Source organism: Caulobacter sp. ALps2 (genome assembly GCF_058681635.1).
The window spans coordinates 715446-730713 of the sequence record NZ_CM178743.1; the positions used below are offsets into that span (position 1 = coordinate 715446).

At 67.4% G+C, this 15268-nt stretch carries 19 protein-coding genes; 10 read left to right on the top strand and 9 right to left on the bottom strand.

The features are described 5' to 3' along the window. Nucleotides 1–14 precede the first annotated feature (14 nt). On the bottom strand, nucleotides 15–140 hold the full coding sequence (locus ACW173_RS03195) for a hypothetical protein (RefSeq protein WP_492083443.1): 126 nt from the start codon (nucleotides 138–140) through the stop codon (nucleotides 15–17). A 494-nt stretch (nucleotides 141–634) separates the two neighbouring features. Here ACW173_RS03195 and ACW173_RS03200 point away from each other — a divergent pair, with 494 nt between their 5' ends. The 3 genes from ACW173_RS03200 to ACW173_RS03210 all read left to right on the top strand — a co-directional run bounded on the left by ACW173_RS03200 (nucleotide 635) and on the right by ACW173_RS03210 (nucleotide 1684). Beyond that, nucleotides 635–919, top strand: a complete 285-nt coding sequence (locus ACW173_RS03200) for a hypothetical protein (RefSeq protein ID WP_492083444.1) — start codon at nucleotides 635–637, stop codon at nucleotides 917–919. A gap of 90 nt (nucleotides 920–1009) precedes the next feature. Beyond that, nucleotides 1010–1210 (top strand): KGG domain-containing protein, encoded by a 201-nt coding sequence (locus ACW173_RS03205; protein ID WP_492083445.1) that lies wholly within the window; start codon nucleotides 1010–1012, stop codon nucleotides 1208–1210. A 189-nt stretch (nucleotides 1211–1399) separates the two neighbouring features. Then, complete coding sequence (locus ACW173_RS03210) at nucleotides 1400–1684, top strand: hypothetical protein (RefSeq protein ID WP_492083446.1); 285 nt, start codon at nucleotides 1400–1402, stop codon at nucleotides 1682–1684. Nucleotides 1685–1687: 3 nt separating this feature from the next. Here the strand turns inward: ACW173_RS03210 and ACW173_RS03215 are convergent, their stop codons facing one another. Beyond that, nucleotides 1688–2518, bottom strand: coding sequence for a pirin family protein (locus ACW173_RS03215; protein ID WP_492083447.1), 831 nt, complete (start codon nucleotides 2516–2518; stop codon nucleotides 1688–1690). A gap of 122 nt (nucleotides 2519–2640) precedes the next feature. Between ACW173_RS03215 and ychF the strand changes: the two genes are divergently transcribed. The 4 genes from ychF to ACW173_RS03235 all read left to right on the top strand — a co-directional run bounded on the left by ychF (nucleotide 2641) and on the right by ACW173_RS03235 (nucleotide 6137). Then, a complete protein-coding gene (gene ychF, locus ACW173_RS03220; RefSeq protein ID WP_492083448.1) occupies nucleotides 2641–3741 on the top strand; it encodes a redox-regulated ATPase YchF in 1101 nt (366 codons plus the stop codon). 250 nt (nucleotides 3742–3991) lie between these two features. Then, the gene (locus ACW173_RS03225; RefSeq protein WP_492083449.1) at nucleotides 3992–4651 is read left to right on the top strand and encodes a hypothetical protein; all 660 of its coding nucleotides are present in this window, start codon (nucleotides 3992–3994) and stop codon (nucleotides 4649–4651) included. A gap of 110 nt (nucleotides 4652–4761) precedes the next feature. Then, the gene (locus ACW173_RS03230; RefSeq protein ID WP_492083450.1) at nucleotides 4762–5457 is read left to right on the top strand and encodes a dienelactone hydrolase family protein; all 696 of its coding nucleotides are present in this window, start codon (nucleotides 4762–4764) and stop codon (nucleotides 5455–5457) included. Further along, nucleotides 5457–6137 carry a dienelactone hydrolase family protein gene (locus ACW173_RS03235; protein ID WP_492083451.1) on the top strand — a complete coding sequence of 227 codons (681 nt, stop codon included), beginning with the start codon at nucleotides 5457–5459 and terminating at the stop codon, nucleotides 6135–6137. Before ACW173_RS03230 ends, ACW173_RS03235 begins: the two co-directional genes overlap by 1 nt. Before the next feature lie 6 nt (nucleotides 6138–6143). On the opposite strand, the gene ACW173_RS03240 is transcribed toward ACW173_RS03235, so the two are convergent. Together ACW173_RS03240 and ACW173_RS03245 are read right to left on the bottom strand one after the other, a co-directional pair. Continuing rightward, nucleotides 6144–6713: a DUF1579 domain-containing protein gene (locus ACW173_RS03240; RefSeq protein WP_492083452.1), complete on the bottom strand. Its 570-nt coding sequence runs from the start codon at nucleotides 6711–6713 to the stop codon at nucleotides 6144–6146. Next, on the bottom strand, nucleotides 6710–7414 hold the full coding sequence (locus tag ACW173_RS03245; protein WP_492083453.1) for a TMEM175 family protein: 705 nt from the start codon (nucleotides 7412–7414) through the stop codon (nucleotides 6710–6712). Before ACW173_RS03245 ends, ACW173_RS03240 begins: the two co-directional genes overlap by 4 nt. An 89-nt stretch (nucleotides 7415–7503) precedes the next feature. Here ACW173_RS03245 and ACW173_RS03250 point away from each other — a divergent pair, with 89 nt between their 5' ends. Beyond that, nucleotides 7504–8274 carry a hypothetical protein gene (locus ACW173_RS03250; protein WP_492083454.1) on the top strand — a complete coding sequence of 257 codons (771 nt, stop codon included), beginning with the start codon at nucleotides 7504–7506 and terminating at the stop codon, nucleotides 8272–8274. Between the two features lie 201 nt (nucleotides 8275–8475). Here the strand turns inward: ACW173_RS03250 and ACW173_RS03255 are convergent, their stop codons facing one another. The 3 genes from ACW173_RS03255 to petA are packed head-to-tail and all read right to left on the bottom strand — an operon-like array spanning nucleotide 8476 to nucleotide 11179. Further along, on the bottom strand, nucleotides 8476–9330 hold the full coding sequence (locus ACW173_RS03255; protein WP_492083455.1) for a cytochrome c1: 855 nt from the start codon (nucleotides 9328–9330) through the stop codon (nucleotides 8476–8478). A 5-nt stretch (nucleotides 9331–9335) separates the two neighbouring features. After that, nucleotides 9336–10622 carry a cytochrome b gene (locus tag ACW173_RS03260; protein ID WP_492083456.1) on the bottom strand — a complete coding sequence of 429 codons (1287 nt, stop codon included), beginning with the start codon at nucleotides 10620–10622 and terminating at the stop codon, nucleotides 9336–9338. A gap of 5 nt (nucleotides 10623–10627) precedes the next feature. Beyond that, on the bottom strand, nucleotides 10628–11179 hold the full coding sequence (petA, locus tag ACW173_RS03265) for a ubiquinol-cytochrome c reductase iron-sulfur subunit (RefSeq protein WP_492083457.1): 552 nt from the start codon (nucleotides 11177–11179) through the stop codon (nucleotides 10628–10630). A 201-nt stretch (nucleotides 11180–11380) separates the two neighbouring features. Between petA and ACW173_RS03270 the strand changes: the two genes are divergently transcribed. Continuing rightward, nucleotides 11381–11857, top strand: coding sequence for a tRNA (cytidine(34)-2'-O)-methyltransferase (locus tag ACW173_RS03270; RefSeq protein WP_492085881.1), 477 nt, complete (start codon nucleotides 11381–11383; stop codon nucleotides 11855–11857). Between the two features lie 19 nt (nucleotides 11858–11876). Beyond that, nucleotides 11877–13916, top strand: a complete 2040-nt coding sequence (locus ACW173_RS03275) for a protein arginine N-methyltransferase (RefSeq protein WP_492083458.1) — start codon at nucleotides 11877–11879, stop codon at nucleotides 13914–13916. Here the strand turns inward: ACW173_RS03275 and ACW173_RS03280 are convergent. Together ACW173_RS03280 and ACW173_RS03285 are read right to left on the bottom strand one after the other, a co-directional pair. Next, complete coding sequence (locus tag ACW173_RS03280; RefSeq protein WP_492083459.1) at nucleotides 13913–14335, bottom strand: hypothetical protein; 423 nt, start codon at nucleotides 14333–14335, stop codon at nucleotides 13913–13915. The genes ACW173_RS03275 and ACW173_RS03280 overlap by 4 nt on opposite strands. A 203-nt stretch (nucleotides 14336–14538) precedes the next feature. Beyond that, on the bottom strand, nucleotides 14539–15264 hold the full coding sequence (locus ACW173_RS03285) for a glycosyltransferase family 2 protein (RefSeq protein ID WP_492083460.1): 726 nt from the start codon (nucleotides 15262–15264) through the stop codon (nucleotides 14539–14541). Nucleotides 15265–15268: the final 4 nt, after the last annotated feature.

Below are 15268 nucleotides of genomic sequence, written 5' to 3' on the forward strand. Positions count from 1 at the left end.
GCGCGGGGCGTGGATCAAGACTTTGTACCTCGTAGGGCGTCGGGATCGATGGGCCGCGGCTTGACGGGCTGACCGCCGGTCGAGCGCGGATCGTTGAAGCCCTTGGGAGCCGAGGGGCGCGTGCCCGGGTAGGTTTTCATGGTGTGGCCTCTGGTCGAGCACGCCGGTCCGCGGCGCTCGGTCTTCTCGAGGTTTGGCCGCTACGTCTTGCGCGGCGCCAGGGTCTGCGAGAGCGTCGGCGGCGCGGCGGCGATCACCTTGGGCTTGGCCGACTTGGGTTTGCGGACTTCACGATTGCCTTTGGACAAGGGCGTTCCTTCTGGAGGGAGGGGGAACGTCGGCCAAGGGCGCGGAGCGGGCCAGGCCCGAACCGTTGCTGTCGCCCGTCGTGGCCGACTTCGAATTTGATGATGTCTGGGCGCCCCGGCTTCGGGGCCTAGGGACCTTCCGCCTGGCGGACCGGTCCGAATGGCGTGACTGCGCGCCTCAAGGAAAACCTTAGCACGACGGCGGCTCGACGGGGAAATGATTGCGTCGCTGAGCGCTAGAACGCCTTGCCCCGTCGCGCGTTAACATCCAGGCGTCGCTCGCGGCGTTCGCTGTTGCGTATTCCACCGACGACACGGACGCCCCCATGACCCTCACCCAGCGGATCGTCATCCCCAGCGACAGCGGCCGCGGCGTCATGGCCGTGGCGCTGGCCGCTCTGATGCTGGTGGCCGTGATCGCCGTCATCGTCTTCTTGGGCGTACAACCCGCGCCGGTTCAGGCGTCCTCTGCCGCGACCTCGCCCATCGCCAACGCCGATCGGCCCGCCTGCGCGTCGGCCCTGGCCCACGCTCGAGACACGCGCGGCCTGTCGGCGGAGGACGCCATCGCCGCTTCCACGGCGATGCTGCGCGCCTGCGAGATCCACTGAACGGACGCTCCGAAATAACAACAGGCTAAGCTGTTGGAACGATTAGGCGATTCGCTAGCTTGTCTTTCAGAGAACAACTGGGAGGCCGCGATGGCTTTGCAAAACGAAACTTCGACGAAGTCCAAGCGTGGCTTTGCCGCCATGTCGCCGGAAAAGCGGCGCGAGATCGCGGCCAAGGGCGGCGCGTCCGTGCCGGCCGAAAAGCGCAGCTTCTCGCAGAGCCGCGACCTGGCCGCTCGCGCGGGCCGCGCTGGCGGTTCGGCCTCGCCCCGCCCCCGAGACGACGCCTGAGGCCGCGCGACAAGAATGGTTTGGAACCGACCACGCCTCAGCGATTTCTCTTAAGCGTCCGGACAGCGCCCATCGTGGTCCTTCCGGACGCAAGCGGCCCGGCCACACGCCCCCCCGACGAACGCCGGGTCGCTTTTTCTTTTTTCCTCCCCAGCTTTTGCCGAGGCTAAACCGCGTCTCGCGCGTTGTATGGGGATGGCAAAACCCCCCAAGCCGCCGCACACCGGCCAAGGCGAACTGACGATCGCCCGCCAGGTCCATCCGGTGACCTTCTCACTTCACTATCTCGACAACCGAGGAATGCGCTCGGCCAAGGGCGGCCTCACCGGCGAACCCGAGACGATGCGCGAAGCCTTCCGGCGCGGTCGTGTCCATTTGGCCCTCGACGACGGCAAGACCTTCGAGGTCGCGATCGTCGCCCACGCCGAGGGCAGCCCCACGGCCTATTTCGAGAGCGCGGTCGACATCCGCTAGGGCCTAAAAGCGCCCGCGCTGGAAGTCGTCGAACGCCTGCACGATCTCCTCGCGCGAGTTCATCACGAACGGACCATGCCAGACGACCGGCTCCTGGATCGGACGCCCGGCCAGCAGCAGCAGGCGCGCGTCGGTGACGGCCTCGACGCGGACCGTGTCGCCCGTCCCCAGAAACACGCCTGACAGCGCGTCGACCGTGTCGTGCGCGACCCGGACCTGACCTTCATAGACGGCGAGCATGGCGCTGCGGTCATCGCCGACCGGTTCCTCGAACGTGGTCCCGGCCGGCAGCACGACGTCGAAATAGAGCGCGTCGACCGCGCCGCCGCCAATCGGACCGGCCATGCCACTGTCCGTCACGCCCGAGATCACCTTGACCGTGACGCCGCCGTCGCGAGCCTCGACCGGGATCGCGTCGCTCTCGAACTCGCTGTAGCCGGGCTCGGACATCTTCAGCTTGGCCGGCAGGTTGACCCACAGCTGGAAGCCGCGCATCCGGCCCTCGGCCTGTTCGGGCATCTCGGAATGGACGATGCCCTTGCCGGCCCGCATCCACTGGATGCCGCCCGGACCAATCACGCCTTCGCGGCCGGTGTTGTCCTTGTGACGCATCCGGCCTTCCAGCATGTAGGTCACGGTCTCGAAGCCGCGATGCGGATGGTCGGGAAAGCCGCCCATGTAGTCTGAAGCCTGGTCGTTGTCGAAACAGTCCAGCATCAGGAACGGGTCGAACATCTGGGCCTCGGGCGTGCCCAGCATCCGGGTCAGCCGCACGCCGTCGCCGTCCGAGGCGGGAATGCCCTTCACGATCTTCAGGACGGGTCGAACGCTCATGGGAAGCTCCTTTGCGCCTTTGATATCTGATGCGGTTGCAGTTCTTGCAAGACCCCCTCGCCGGTTCGCCTTTCCCGCCCATCCGTGGTAATCGCCCGCCCAACGAAATCCACGAGAGTTCCATGGCCTTTAAAGTCGCCATCGTCGGCCTGCCCAACGTCGGCAAGTCCACCCTGTTCAACGCCCTGACCCAGACGGCGTCGGCCCAGGCCGCGAACTATCCCTTCTGCACGATCGAGCCCAACACCGGCGAAGTCGCCGTGCCCGAGCCGCGCCTGGACGCCCTGGCCAAGGTCGCCGGCTCCAAGGAAATCATCCCGGCCCGCATCACCTTCGTCGACATCGCCGGTCTGGTGCGCGGAGCCTCCAAGGGCGAAGGCCTGGGCAACCAGTTCCTGGCCAACATCCGCGACTGCGACGCCGTGGCCTTCGTGGCCCGCTGCTTCGAGGACGGCGACATCGTCCATGTGGAAGGCCGCATCGACCCGATCAGCGATCTCGAGATCATCGAGATGGAGCTGATGCTGGCCGACCTGGAAAGCCTGGAAAAGCGCGTCCCCGCCCTTGAGAAGCGCGCCAAGGTCGGCGCCGACAAGGAAAGCGCCAACACCCTGCGCCTGGCCAACATCGCCCTCGCTTTGCTGCGCGAAGGCCGCCCGGCCCGCGCCGCCAAGATCGACCCCGACGACGAGAAGGCGTGGCACATGCTGCAGCTGCTGACCTCGCTGCCGGCCCTCTATGTCTGCAATGTCGACGAAGGCTCGGCCGACAAGGGCAACAAGTACAGCGACCTCGTCGCCGAACGCGCCGCCAAGGACAACGCCAAGTCGGTGGTCATCTCGGCCCAGATCGAGAGCGAGATCGCCTTGCTGGACTCCGAGGAACGCGCGGAGTTCCTGGAAACCCTCGGCCTGGAAGAGCCGGGCCTGAACCGCCTGATCCGCGAGGCCTATACGCTGCTGAACCTGCAGACCTACTTCACGGTCGGTCCCAAGGAAGCCCGCGCCTGGACCATCCACGTCGGCGACACCGGCCCGCAGGCGGCCGGCGTCATCCACACCGACTTCGAGAAGGGCTACATCCGCGCCGAGACCATCGCCTTCGACGACTTCGTCCGTCTGGGCGGCGAAAACGGCGCCAAGGAAGCTGGCAAGATGCGCGCCGAGGGCAAGGAATACGTCGTCAAGGACGGCGATGTGATGCACTTCCGCTTCAACGTCTAGTCTGGTGCGGCGCCTCGACCGGAACGAGGCGCCGCATGATGCTCTGTATGGGCGGGCGGATGATGCCGGCGCCCTCGGGCTGGCGTGAGGCCACAAGCCCGATAAGCGGTCGGTCGTCGCTACCGGCGCGCGACACGGGGCTCGGCGGCTTCCAGACGCCACGCGTCCTACACGCCCTATCGCACTAAAGTTGAGTCTCGACGCCGAGTGTCGCGGGTGTAATCTGCGTGCATATGCAGAGGGGCTGCACATGAAAAAGACCATCGTCCTATCCATCATCCTGACGCTGATCACCGGCGACGCCATGGCCCAGGTCATGGGCTTGCGCGAAGTCGTCACGGGCTACACCACCGGCCGCGCGCGCGCCGAGAACGAAGGCGGCAAGTTCATCGAGCCGAGCAATCCCTTGCAGCAGAGAGCCGCCGTCTTGCTGGCCGCCGAAGCCGGCGTCACCTGCGACGCGACCAGCGCGGCGGTGCTGAACGAAAAGCACAAGGGCAACGCGCGGGACGTCACCTACGAACTCGCGTGCAAGAACGATCTCGGCTGGATCGTCAGCAAGATTGGCGGCAAGGTCAGCGCCTACGACTGCGTCGCCCTCGCGGCGTCTGAAAAGGTCGCCAAAGGCAAGCTCGCCGTGTGTCGCCTGGCGGACAACCTCAATCCGGCTTCGGGCCTGACGACCCTGGCGCAGAAGGCCGGACTGTCTTGCAACGCAGTACAAGGCAACTATCTGGGCGGCGGCGGAACGCCCGCGATCTCGCGTTACGAAGTGCTGTGCGATAACGGCGCGGGCTATATCATCGACGCGCCGCAGCCAAAGTCGACAGCGGGCATGCTGGCCATGTCATGCGCTCGGGCCAAGGCCGTCGGCATGGGCGCCTGCGCCCTGAAGCCGGAGAAGGGCTGAACGCGTCTCGATCAAGCTGAACGACGGCCCGCGGATGCCCCGCGGGCCGTTTTTCGTTGATCCCCGCCGAGGCCGGGCGTTTAAACCTCCCACGCCGTTCGAGGAGCCTCATGTCCGAGACCATCAGCCTGACCGCCGCCGTCGACGGCTTTGCCTTCCAAGCGCTTCACGCCCAGCCCGAGGGGCCGCGCAAGGGCGGCGTGGTCGTGATCCAGGAGATCTTCGGCCTCGACCAGTATGTTCAGGCCGACGTCGCGCGCTGGGCGGCCCGGGGCTTCGAGGTGCTGGCCCCGTCGATCTTCGATCGCGCCGAGCCAGGCTTCGTGGCCGAGCACGATCCCAAAGGGTTCCAGACCGGCGTCAGCTACGTTCAGAAGGTCGGGATCGACGCCATGCTGTCGGACATCCAGGCCTGCATCGATGAGCTGGCGGCGCGCGGCCCGGTGTTCGCGGTCGGCTACTGCCTGGGCGGATCGCTGGTCTGGCTGGCGGCGGGCAAGCTGACGGGGCTGGCGGCCGGCTCGGCCTATTATGGCAGCATGATCGCCGCCAATGCCGAGCTCTCGCTGAACGCGCCCGTGGTGGTGCACCTGGGCCGCAAGGACAGCCACATCCCCGCCGAGGACGTCAAGGCCGCCATCTGGGCCGCCCATCCCGAGGTCCCGATCCATGTCTATGAGAACAGCGGCCATGGCTTCAACAATGACGGCCGGCCCGACAGCGACCTGGCCGACGCCGAACTGGCCCGCCAGCGGACCGTGGACTTCTTCGCCGAGCATTCCGCTTCGGAAGGGGGAGCGGCCTGATGGGTGAACGCATCGCCCTCGCCTGCCTTGAAACAGGCGCGCCGTTCGCCGCCTATCACGCACCGCCCAAGGAAGCCCGACGCGGCGGCGTCGTCATGCTGCACGCCATCTGGGGCGTCACCCCGCACATCCGCGCCCTGTCAGACAGCCTGGCCGAGCAGGGCTACGAGGTCATCGCCCCCAGCCTGATGGACGCGGCCGACGCCTACTTTCCGGCCCTGGACATCACGCCGGCGATCCTCGACGCGCGCATGGCCATGGGCAAGGCCACCGGCTGGGGGGTCTCCACCCTGCCGCGCGTCCAGGCCTGCATTGGCGCCATGGAGGGCCCGGTGTTCGCCATGGGGTTCTGCTATGGAGGGACCACGGCCTGGTTGGCCGCCTGCCGCTGCGAGGGCCTGTCGGCCGTCTCGGCCTTCTACGGCGGCGACATCGTGGCCTATCGCGACGAGACGCCCAAGGTCCCGACCATCCTGCACTTCGGCAAGACCGACAGCCTGATTCCGCTGTCGGACGTCGAGGCGATCCGCGATGCGCATCCGGAACTGCCGATCCACCTCTACGACGCCGGTCACGCCTTCGTGGCGCCCAGCGGTCACCACCCCGACAGCGCTCGACTGGCGATGCTGCGCACCTTGCAGCTGTTCCAGCGTTCCGGCGGAAGCAAGGCGGAAGCTTAAGGCGGCCTACTTCGGCGGGATCGCGCCCGCCGTCGGCCACGCGCTGTCGCCGACGCGCTTCAGGGTCATCTCGAAGAACTGAACCGGGGCTTGGCCCGGCGCGATGCGCTCGCCGATCTCGTGCAGGACGCCGTCCTTGATGACGGCCGTGTACTTGATCGTCGCCGGCCCCGCGGGGATCTCCCAGGCATAGCCGTCGGGCGTCGGGGTCAGCTTGAAGTCGCCGGCGCGCCCCATCGCGTACGAACGCATGGCGTAGGCCCCGGTCGTGGGCTCGAAGGAGATCACCGCGAAGGCGTTGAAGCCGGTCGAGCCGTCGGCGTTGTAGCCTCGCCCCTCGACCACCTTGATCGAACCGCCCAGCAGCGGCCCGATCCGTTCGGTCTGAGTGACCTCGTGGCGACCGGTCGGGGTGATCGTCCAGGCCGGGCCGCGCCAGACGCCGTCCATGCTGGCCAGCTTGCCCATCGCCGCGACCTGGGCGGCTTGGCGCGCGGCGGCGTCCGGCGGGATCTGGGCCTGCGCCGCGCCCGCGCAGAGGGTCAGGGCGACGACGACGTAAGGCATGCGACTCATGACGAGGCTCCTTCGGGAACGATCTTGCGGGTCAGCAGGCGGCCGATCGGTCCGCGCAGGGCTATGGCCAGAGGGATCAGCCAGTAGGCGCAGCCGGGCAGCCACGGCGCGGCGGCCATGGGTCCGAAGGTCAGGCCCGCCGACACCAGGCCGGCGACCGCGGCGATCATCCAGATGTCCCGGCTAAGGCGGATCGCATCAAGGCTTTCAGGCTCGACGCCCAGGCGGTCGGGATGGCGCAGGGCGCGTTGGTAGAGCGCGACGAACAGACCCGCCAGGATCGCGAAACCCGCGCCATAGATACGGAAGAGCGCGCTCAGATCCCCCAGGGTGCGGATGATGTCGGCCCCTGGCAATCGCCGGCCCGAGATCCAGACGAAGCCCGATTCGAGCAGCATCCGCAGCGGGAAGACATAGACCAGCACCGTGAACACGATGGCCAGGGCGTTCAGCGTCGCCAGGGTGTCCCGGCGCGCGACTAGGCGGCCGTATTCACGATAGGCCAGCCAGAACATCGTGATCAGCGCGAAGGCGCCCAGTGAGGCCGGGATCTTGCCCAAGGCCCGCCAAAGGGCGGCGACGCTGGTCGTGGGCTCGGCGCCGGCGATGATCAGCAAGGTGACGGCGAAGGCGAAGGCCGCGTCGACGAAGGCGTCCAGGCGCCTGCCCGCCTCGCGCTCGGAATGATGCTCTTCGGCCATGCTCGCCCTCCGCCCGACACGCAGAATGAACGCTGTTCTTCGATGCTGTCGAGCCCATCGCGCAATGGTCACGGCTGAGCTAGGCTGACATGATGCATCGTCGCGCGCCCAGCCTGGTTTTTGCCGCCGTCCTCTGCGCCGCCGGCGCCGCGAGGGCCGGTGAGACGGCGTGCTGGTTCGAGAACGGAGCCATCGTCGCCCCGGCGGTGATCGGCGACATGGCCGGCGACTATGTCATCGACCTGTCGGCCCCGCGCACCCTGCTGCACGAGACCAAGGCCCAGATGGCCGGCATCACCGAGCCGGAGCTGCCTCTGTCCGTCGAGATCGCGGGTTTGAAGACGGCGGCCGTGGCGGTCAAGGTCGCCGACCTGGACGCGCGGGGGGCCGGCTTCGTCACCCCGATCGCCGGGGTGATCGGCATGGACGTCCTGGCCGGCCACAGCGTCGAGATCGACTTCGCCCACTGCCGGGTGCGTATCGACCAGCCCTGGCGGGCGCGCCGGCAGGTCGTCCTGCCGGTCGAGGTGGTCGACGGCCTGCCGACCATCGTCGCGGGCGTCAGCGACGGTCCCACGGCGCTGCGCGGCGCTTTCGCGATCGACACGGCCTCGAAGGCCATGGCGCGGCTGTCGACGCGCGGAGCGACCGCCACGGGCAAGCTGGACACCAGCGCGCGGCACAAGGCGCCCGCTCGCCTGCGCGCGCTGTCGATCGGCGGGGTGCTGGCCCAGAACGTGCCGGCCAGCCTGGCCGACGACCTGCCGGAAGGCGTGGCCGGGACCCTAGGCACGGGCCTGTGGGGCCTCCACCGCCTGCGCCTGGCCGCCGACGCCCGCACCCTGTCGGTCGCGCCGTGATGCTGATGGGAGCCAAGACCGCGGACCTCGCCGCCCCGCCGCGCGGCTAGGCTCCCGCTCGTTATCGGCTGCGCGACAGCCCCCTAGCCCCACCGGAGGTGCTGGCCATGCTGGCTGGGCTGGCGTTGGAGCTGTAGCGTTCAAAGAAGAAGGGCCCGGTGTTTCCACCGGGCCCTTCGAACTTCAGCTCTGAAGATCGGGTCAGTGCGACTCGTTCTTCCAGACGGTCTTGTAGCTGGCGTACAGCAGACCCGAGAGTAGCAGCAGGTAGATCAGGACGGCGAAGCCGGTCTGCTTGCGTTCTTCCAGCTTGGGCTCGGCGGCCCACATCAGGAAGGCCGAGACGTCCTTGGCCTGCTGGTCGAGGGTCGGCTTGGTGCCGTCGTCGAACGTCACCAGGCCGTCCTTCAGCGGCGGGGCCATGGCGATGAAGCCGCCCGGCGGGACGTGCTTGTGATCGCCGTGCCAGGCCGAGGTCAGGTCGCCCGGGAAGTACGGGTTGTAGTGGCCGCCCGTCGGGACCGTCAGGCCGGCCGGCGGATTCACGTAGCCGGTCACCACCGAATAGATGTGGTTGGGACCTTCTTCGCGGGCCTTGGCCAACAGCGACATGTCCGGCGGCAGGGCGCCGCCGTTGCTGGCGCGCGCCGCGGCTTCGTTGGCGAACGGCGACGGGAAGTGATCGGCGCTGGTGGCCGGGCGCTTGATGGCGTCGCCGGTCTCGCTGTCGATGTCGGCGACCTCGTAGTCCTTGGCGATCGCCTTGACCCACGGGTTGTCGTTCGAGTTCGGATACTTCTCGCTGTAGAACGGGCCGCCCTTGTCACCGAAGTTCCGGAACGAGACCAGCTTCAGCGAGTGGCAGGCCGAGCAGACTTCGCGATAGACCTTGAAGCCGCGCTGCAGCTGCGCCTGGTCGAACTTGCCGAACGGGCCTTCGAACGACCATTGCACTTCCTTGGCCGGCAGGGCCCCGCCGTTGGCGAGGGCCGGGCCGGCGGCGCCGACGACCAGGAGACCCGCCGCCGCCGCGATAACCGAGAGTTTGCGGAGCATCGGGATCAACCCTTGTGAGCGTCGGCCGAGAGGGCCGGCGAGGCGATCGAATCCGGCACGGGCAGGGTCTTTTCGACCAGACCCAGGACCGGGAGCACGACCAGGAAGAAAGCGAAGTAGTAGAGCGAGGCCACGCGGCTGAGCCACACGAAGCTGTTCAGGTCCGAACCGCCCAGCTGGAACGTGGTCAGGTGCGGGATCACCGGATCGTCCGGCAGCTTGGCGCCGCAGAAGCCCAGGATGATGCAGGCCACCAGGAAGAACATGAAATAGATCTTCGCGGTCGGGCGGTAGCGCATCGAGCGAACCTTCGAGGTGTCGAGCCACGGCAGGGCGAACAGGCAGGCGATGGCGCCGAACATGGCCAGCACGCCCATCAGCTTGTCCGGCACGGCGCGCAGGATCGCGTAGAACGGCAGGAAGTACCATTCCGGAACGATGTGCGACGGCGTCACCAGCGGGTTGGCCTCGACATAGTTGTCGGCGTGGCCCAGCGCGTTCGGCATGTAGAAGACGAAGAACGCGAAGAGGATCAGGAAGACGCTCATCGCGAAGCCGTCCTTCACCGTCGCGTACGGCGTGAAGGGAACGGTGTCGGCCTTCGACTTGGGGTCCACGCCCGTCGGGTTGTTCTGGCCGACCACGTGCAGGGCCCAGATGTGCAGGATCACGACGCCCGCGATCATGAAGGGCAGCAGGTAGTGCAGCGAGAAGAAGCGGTTCAGGGTCGGGTTGTCGACCGCGAAGCCGCCCCACAGCCAGGTGGTGATGCTCTCGCCGACCAGCGGCAGCGCGCCGAACAGGTTGGTGATCACGACGGCGCCGTGGAACGACATCTGGCCCCAGGGCAGGACGTAGCCCATGAAGGCGGTGGCCATCATCAGCAGATAGATCACGCAGCCCAGCAGCCACAGCACTTCACGGGGCGCCTTGTAGGAGCCGTAGTACAGGCCGCGCAGCATGTGGATGTAGACGGCGATGAAGAACATCGACGCGCCGTTGGCGTGCATGTAGCGGATCAGCCAGCCGTAGTTCACGTCGCGCATGATGTGCTCGACGCTGGCGAAGGCGCCTTGCGCGCTCGGATTGTAGTGCATCACCAGGATGATGCCGGTGATCAGCTGGGAGGCCAGGCACAGCGACAGGATGCCGCCGAAGGTCCACCAGTAGTTCAGGTTGCGCGGCGTGGGGTAGTCGACGAACGAGTCGTAGCCCAGACGCACGATCGGCAGACGGGCGTCGAGCCAGCGCTCGATACCGGTCTTGGGTTGATAGGTCGAATGTCCGCTCATTTCGCTTAGCCGATCTTGACCTTGGTGTCGGTGAGGAAGGCGTATTCCGGAACCACCAGGTTCGTGGGCGCGGGGCCCTTACGGATACGACCCGAGGTGTCATAGACCGAGCCGTGGCACGGGCAGAACCAGCCGCCATACTCGCCGCCGCCGAAGGTCGGCACGCAGCCCAGGTGGGTGCAGTTGCCGCCGACGATCAGCCAGTTGGACTTGCCCGGCTTCACGCGCGAGGCGTCCGTCGCCGGATCCTTCATCGACGCACTGTCGTCGGCCACGGCCTTGGCGATCTCGGCCTTGGTGCGGTTGCGCACGAAGAGCGGCTTGCCGCGCCACTTGATCGTGACCTGTTGGCCCTCGGCGACCTTGGTCAGGTCGAACTCGGTCGAGGCCAGGGCCCGCGTGTCGGCGGACGGGTTCATCTGGTCGATGAACGGCCACACCAGAGTCGCGGCGCCGCCGGCGGCGGCCGCGATCGCGGCGATGTGAATAAAGTCGCGCCGGGAGGGATCGCTCCCGTGTTCCGGCTCGGTCGTTGCGCCCACGGCGGTGTCGGCCACCTAGTCACCCCTTAATTCCGCTGGCCGCGGAAGCGACCGGCTTGGAGAAGCGCCTTTCGACGCCATATCTTGCTCGACCCGCATGCGGATCTCCGCCACAAGGCAGCGGTCGGATCGTCGTATCGGACGCGCGGACGAAGTCCGCAAGCCCTTTCGATTCCCGGCAAAGCCCCTGCTGCCCTTGTGGTTGGTTCGCTTATTATGCGTATCGCACTTTTTCAACCAGGCATTCCCCAAAACGTCGGGGCGGCGATCCGGCTTTGCGCCTGTTTCGGCGTCGGGCTGGACGTGATCGAGCCCTGCAGTTTTCCCTTGGACGATAAGAGCTTGAAGCGCGCGGCCCTGGATTACGGGCCTTTGGCGCACCTCAAGCGCCATAACAGCTGGGATGCTTTCATCGCCGCGCCCGAGCGGGCGGAGGGTCGCCTGCTGCTTTTCACGACCCGCGGCGCGACGCCTTTCCACCAATTTTCGTTCGAACCCGGAGACACCTTGCTGTTCGGCAACGAGAGCAAGGGCGCGCCAGAAGAGGTCCACGCCGCCGTCCAGGGCCGCATCGTCATCCCGATCCGCCCCGAAACGCGCTCGATGAACCTGGCCACCACGGCCGCCATGGCCTTGGGGGAGGCCCTGCGCCAGACCGGTGGCTTTCAGACTGGCGGCTTCCCGGACGCCTGAGCTTGCCTAAGATCGACCCATGATCGATTCTCAGCGCGCCGGCGCCGACATCGCCTATCTGAGGTCGCGGCTGGACTGGATCCAGCTGACGCCGCTGCGGCTCCAGGACGCGCTGGAGCCCGTCCGCTACCAGTTGCTGATGCAGGCGGCGCGGGATTTCTACTTCCAGCGCTTCCAGCGCATGAGCGAGACGATGGCCGTCGCACGGCGGGTCTTCGGGATCGAGGGGGACCAGGGCGTCACGCTGTCGGCGATCGGCCTGGCCGCGGTCGGCCTCGGCGACGTCTCGGCCGCCTTCGAGGCCTTCAAGCAGGCCCGCGACAGCTGGCCAGACATCGCCGAGCATCACTTCAACTGCGGCGTCATGGTCCTGCGCTACAGCCGCGACCTGGGCGTCGCCGAAGCCTGTTTCGTCGGCGGCCTGGAGAAATATCCCCGGCACGGCCCGTCGTGGCTGGCCCTGGCGGTCATCCGGCTCGAACGGGGCGACTATGAGGGCAGCGCCCACGCCGCCCGCAACGCCATCGTGCTGGAGGCCTCGCCGGACGCCGTCGCCGAGCTGTGCCTGGCCGCCGCCCTCGAACGGCTGGGCCGTCCCGTTGAATGGCCCGATCAACCGCCGGACGCCAAATATTCCTCGCCAGAAGCCTTCGACTTCGTGGCGACGAGCGCCCCGCGGACCGTCATCAGCGTCGCGCTGGGCGATCGTGAGGCGGAGGCCGCGATGCGGCTGGCCGAATCACTGGAGGCGGTCGCGCCCGACTGGAGCGTCCACCTGCACCTGTGCAACGCCTCGCCCGCGATCGCCGAGGCCGCCACGGCCTGGACCGGCGAGCGCGCCGGACGCGCGACCGTCTCGACCGAGACGCTGGTCACCGATCCGCCCACCAGCCTGGCCGAGCGCTTCGGCGTGATCCGGCTACGCACCTTCGCGGCGCTCGGCGCGGCGCTTAACGAGATGGGCGGCGGCGACCTGATCCTGGTCCATCCGCGCACGGTCTTCGCCGAGGCTCCCGACGCCCTGCTGCCTGACGCCGACCAGGGCGTGTCCCTGGCGATCCGCGAGGGCCTGCTGTGGGACCAGATCGGCCAGGAGCTGATCGGCGTGCGCTCCGGCGACGCCGCCAGCGCGTTCCTCGCCGAGATTCGGACGGCCGCCCTGCCCTCGCCCTGGCGCAAGGCCCCGATGACCGCCGGCGTCAGCCTGTGGCGGGCCTGGGCCGCCTGTCCCGGCGCCAGGGCGTTGCGCCCGGGGGAGCTGGCCATGGCGCCCCTCGCCGACGAGACGCCCGAGCCGGAGGCCCCGCCGCCCCGGAAGGATTTCAACGAGGTGGCGCCGTCGCGCTTCGGGCCGATGCTGCTCAATCGCAACGACCTCTACATCTTCAACGGCATCCGCGAGACCGGCGTGTGGTCGGGCGACGAGCTGGACCTTCTGAGCCAACTGATCACGCCAGGCCAGACGGTGCTGGACGTCGGCGCCAACATGGGCACCCACACCCTGGCCTTCTGCAATTTCGTGGGGCCGACCGGGCGGGTCCATGCGTTCGAGCCGCAGCGGATCATGTACCAGGCCATGGTCGCCAGCGTGGCCCTGAACAGCTGGGCCAACGTCCATACGCACATGAAGCTGGTTGGGGCCAAGAAGGGCGCGATGCGCCTGCCCGGCGTGCGCTACGACACGCCCAGCAACTTCGGCATGATGACCCTGGCGCCCGATCGCGACCGCGCCGAGACCCTGACCTATCTCGACGACGAGCCTGGCGAAACGGTCGAGATGATCACCATCGACAGCCTGAACCTGGCCGCCTGCCACCTGATCAAGATCGATGTCGAGGGCATGGAGATCGACGTGCTGCGCGGCGCGGCCAAGACCATCAAGGCCCACCGCCCGCTGATCTACATGGAATGCCAGCCCGACGAGCGCAGCAAATCGGCGCTGAAGCTGCTCAAGTCGATGGGCTACGCCACCTGGTGGCACGGCGACATCGGCTCGCCCAACATCCTGGGCTCGCCGCTGGAACGTCCGCTGTCGGTGATGGGCCTGAAGCTGGCTTAGTTTTCGCCGAAGTCGACGTCGCGACGCGCCGCGACGATGGTGACGATGAAGCCGGCCAGCACGTCCAGCAGCACCATCAGGGTGACCAGGAAAAAGGTCGAGGTGGCGAAGGCTGGGAAGAGCAGGAACTCGACCAGGCACAGGATGAACAGCACCATCGACAGCGAATGGTTGATGATGGCGATGCGGCGGCTGGTCGTGGACTTCAGCAGTTCGACGAACAGCACCACCAGCGAGGCGGCCAGCAAGAGGTCGCCCAGGCTGACGCCCCACTCGGCCCGCGAGGTCATGTGGATCGTGAACAGCTTCTCGCCCATGCGCACGCCGGCGTCGGCGGCCCTGAAGCCTCCGGCCAGGGTCAAGGCGACAAGATTGTAGATGATGACCGGCAGCGCCAGCAGCGGAATGGCCGCAAACATCGAACTTCCCCCTTTGAGCCTGCCCGTTTCAGATAACATCTGAAACGGATAAACAGGCTCAAGCTAACCTTCGAGGCGTGACGGACGCCGAAACCGGCTTCCACTTTCGGCTGTCACGCCTTGGCGCGAGCGTTCAGTCTCATGCCATGGTTAAGGCGTAGCGGGAATTTTGGTTTCGGTGAAGCTGTCTCGCCTCTTGGGCGTCAGGCTTCGTCCACGCCTTGGGGATTGCGCGACCGCGACTGCAGCCACATCACGCCCAAGAGGTCCGAAACCGAGGCCTTCAGGCGGCCGAAGTTCGTATATTTCGACACGCCGCTCTCGCGGTGACGGTGGTTCACCGGCTCGAACGCCACCTTATAACCCTCGCGCAGCATCAGCGCCGGGATGTAGCGGTGGATGTGATCGAAGTACGGTAGGCGCAGAAACGCCTCGCGGCGGAAGGCCTTCAGGCCGCAGCCGGTGTCGTTGGCGGTGTCCTTCAAGAGACGCTTGCGCACTCCGTTGCCGAACTTGGACGCGAAACGCTTGGCGTTGCTGTCCTGACGCTTGACCCGCTCGCCGCCGACCAGGGCCAGCACGTCGGGACCGGCCTGGAGCGTTCTGGCCAGCCGCGGAGCGTCGGCCGGGTCGTTCTGGCCGTCGCCGTCCAGGGTGACGATGATCGGCCCGCGCGCGGCCAGGATGCCGCTGCGCACCGCGCGGCTCTGGCCGGAGTTCTTGCGATGGCCCAGCACGCGCAGCTGCGGGATCTCGGCCTTCAGGGCGATCAGGCGGGCCTTGGTGTCGTCGCGGCTGGCGTCGTCGACGAAGATCATCTCGTAGTTCTCGCCGGCGAAGGCCTGGGCGATCTCGCGAGCCAGTTTCGGCGCGGCTTCGCCCTCGTCAAAGACGGGCACGACGACGGAAAAGTCGGGGACGGCGTTCATCGCC

Coding starts and splice junctions, on each gene's coding strand:
- ACW173_RS03260 (WP_492083456.1), bottom strand. CDS start 10,622: ATGAGCGGACATTCGACCTATCAACCCAAGACCGGTATCGAGCGCTGG.
- ychF (WP_492083448.1), top strand. CDS start 2,641: ATGGCCTTTAAAGTCGCCATCGTCGGCCTGCCCAACGTCGGCAAGTCC.
- ACW173_RS03280 (WP_492083459.1), bottom strand. CDS start 14,335: ATGTTTGCGGCCATTCCGCTGCTGGCGCTGCCGGTCATCATCTACAAT.
- ACW173_RS03210 (WP_492083446.1), top strand. CDS start 1,400: ATGGGGATGGCAAAACCCCCCAAGCCGCCGCACACCGGCCAAGGCGAA.
- ACW173_RS03235 (WP_492083451.1), top strand. CDS start 5,457: ATGGGTGAACGCATCGCCCTCGCCTGCCTTGAAACAGGCGCGCCGTTC.
- ACW173_RS03250 (WP_492083454.1), top strand. CDS start 7,504: ATGATGCATCGTCGCGCGCCCAGCCTGGTTTTTGCCGCCGTCCTCTGC.
- ACW173_RS03270 (WP_492085881.1), top strand. CDS start 11,381: ATGCGTATCGCACTTTTTCAACCAGGCATTCCCCAAAACGTCGGGGCG.
- ACW173_RS03205 (WP_492083445.1), top strand. CDS start 1,010: ATGGCTTTGCAAAACGAAACTTCGACGAAGTCCAAGCGTGGCTTTGCC.
- ACW173_RS03285 (WP_492083460.1), bottom strand. CDS start 15,264: ATGAACGCCGTCCCCGACTTTTCCGTCGTCGTGCCCGTCTTTGACGAG.
- ACW173_RS03215 (WP_492083447.1), bottom strand. CDS start 2,518: ATGAGCGTTCGACCCGTCCTGAAGATCGTGAAGGGCATTCCCGCCTCG.
- ACW173_RS03200 (WP_492083444.1), top strand. CDS start 635: ATGACCCTCACCCAGCGGATCGTCATCCCCAGCGACAGCGGCCGCGGC.
- ACW173_RS03230 (WP_492083450.1), top strand. CDS start 4,762: ATGTCCGAGACCATCAGCCTGACCGCCGCCGTCGACGGCTTTGCCTTC.
- ACW173_RS03195 (WP_492083443.1), bottom strand. CDS start 140: ATGAAAACCTACCCGGGCACGCGCCCCTCGGCTCCCAAGGGCTTCAAC.
- ACW173_RS03240 (WP_492083452.1), bottom strand. CDS start 6,713: ATGAGTCGCATGCCTTACGTCGTCGTCGCCCTGACCCTCTGCGCGGGC.
- ACW173_RS03275 (WP_492083458.1), top strand. CDS start 11,877: ATGATCGATTCTCAGCGCGCCGGCGCCGACATCGCCTATCTGAGGTCG.
- ACW173_RS03225 (WP_492083449.1), top strand. CDS start 3,992: ATGAAAAAGACCATCGTCCTATCCATCATCCTGACGCTGATCACCGGC.
- ACW173_RS03245 (WP_492083453.1), bottom strand. CDS start 7,414: ATGGCCGAAGAGCATCATTCCGAGCGCGAGGCGGGCAGGCGCCTGGAC.
- ACW173_RS03255 (WP_492083455.1), bottom strand. CDS start 9,330: ATGCTCCGCAAACTCTCGGTTATCGCGGCGGCGGCGGGTCTCCTGGTC.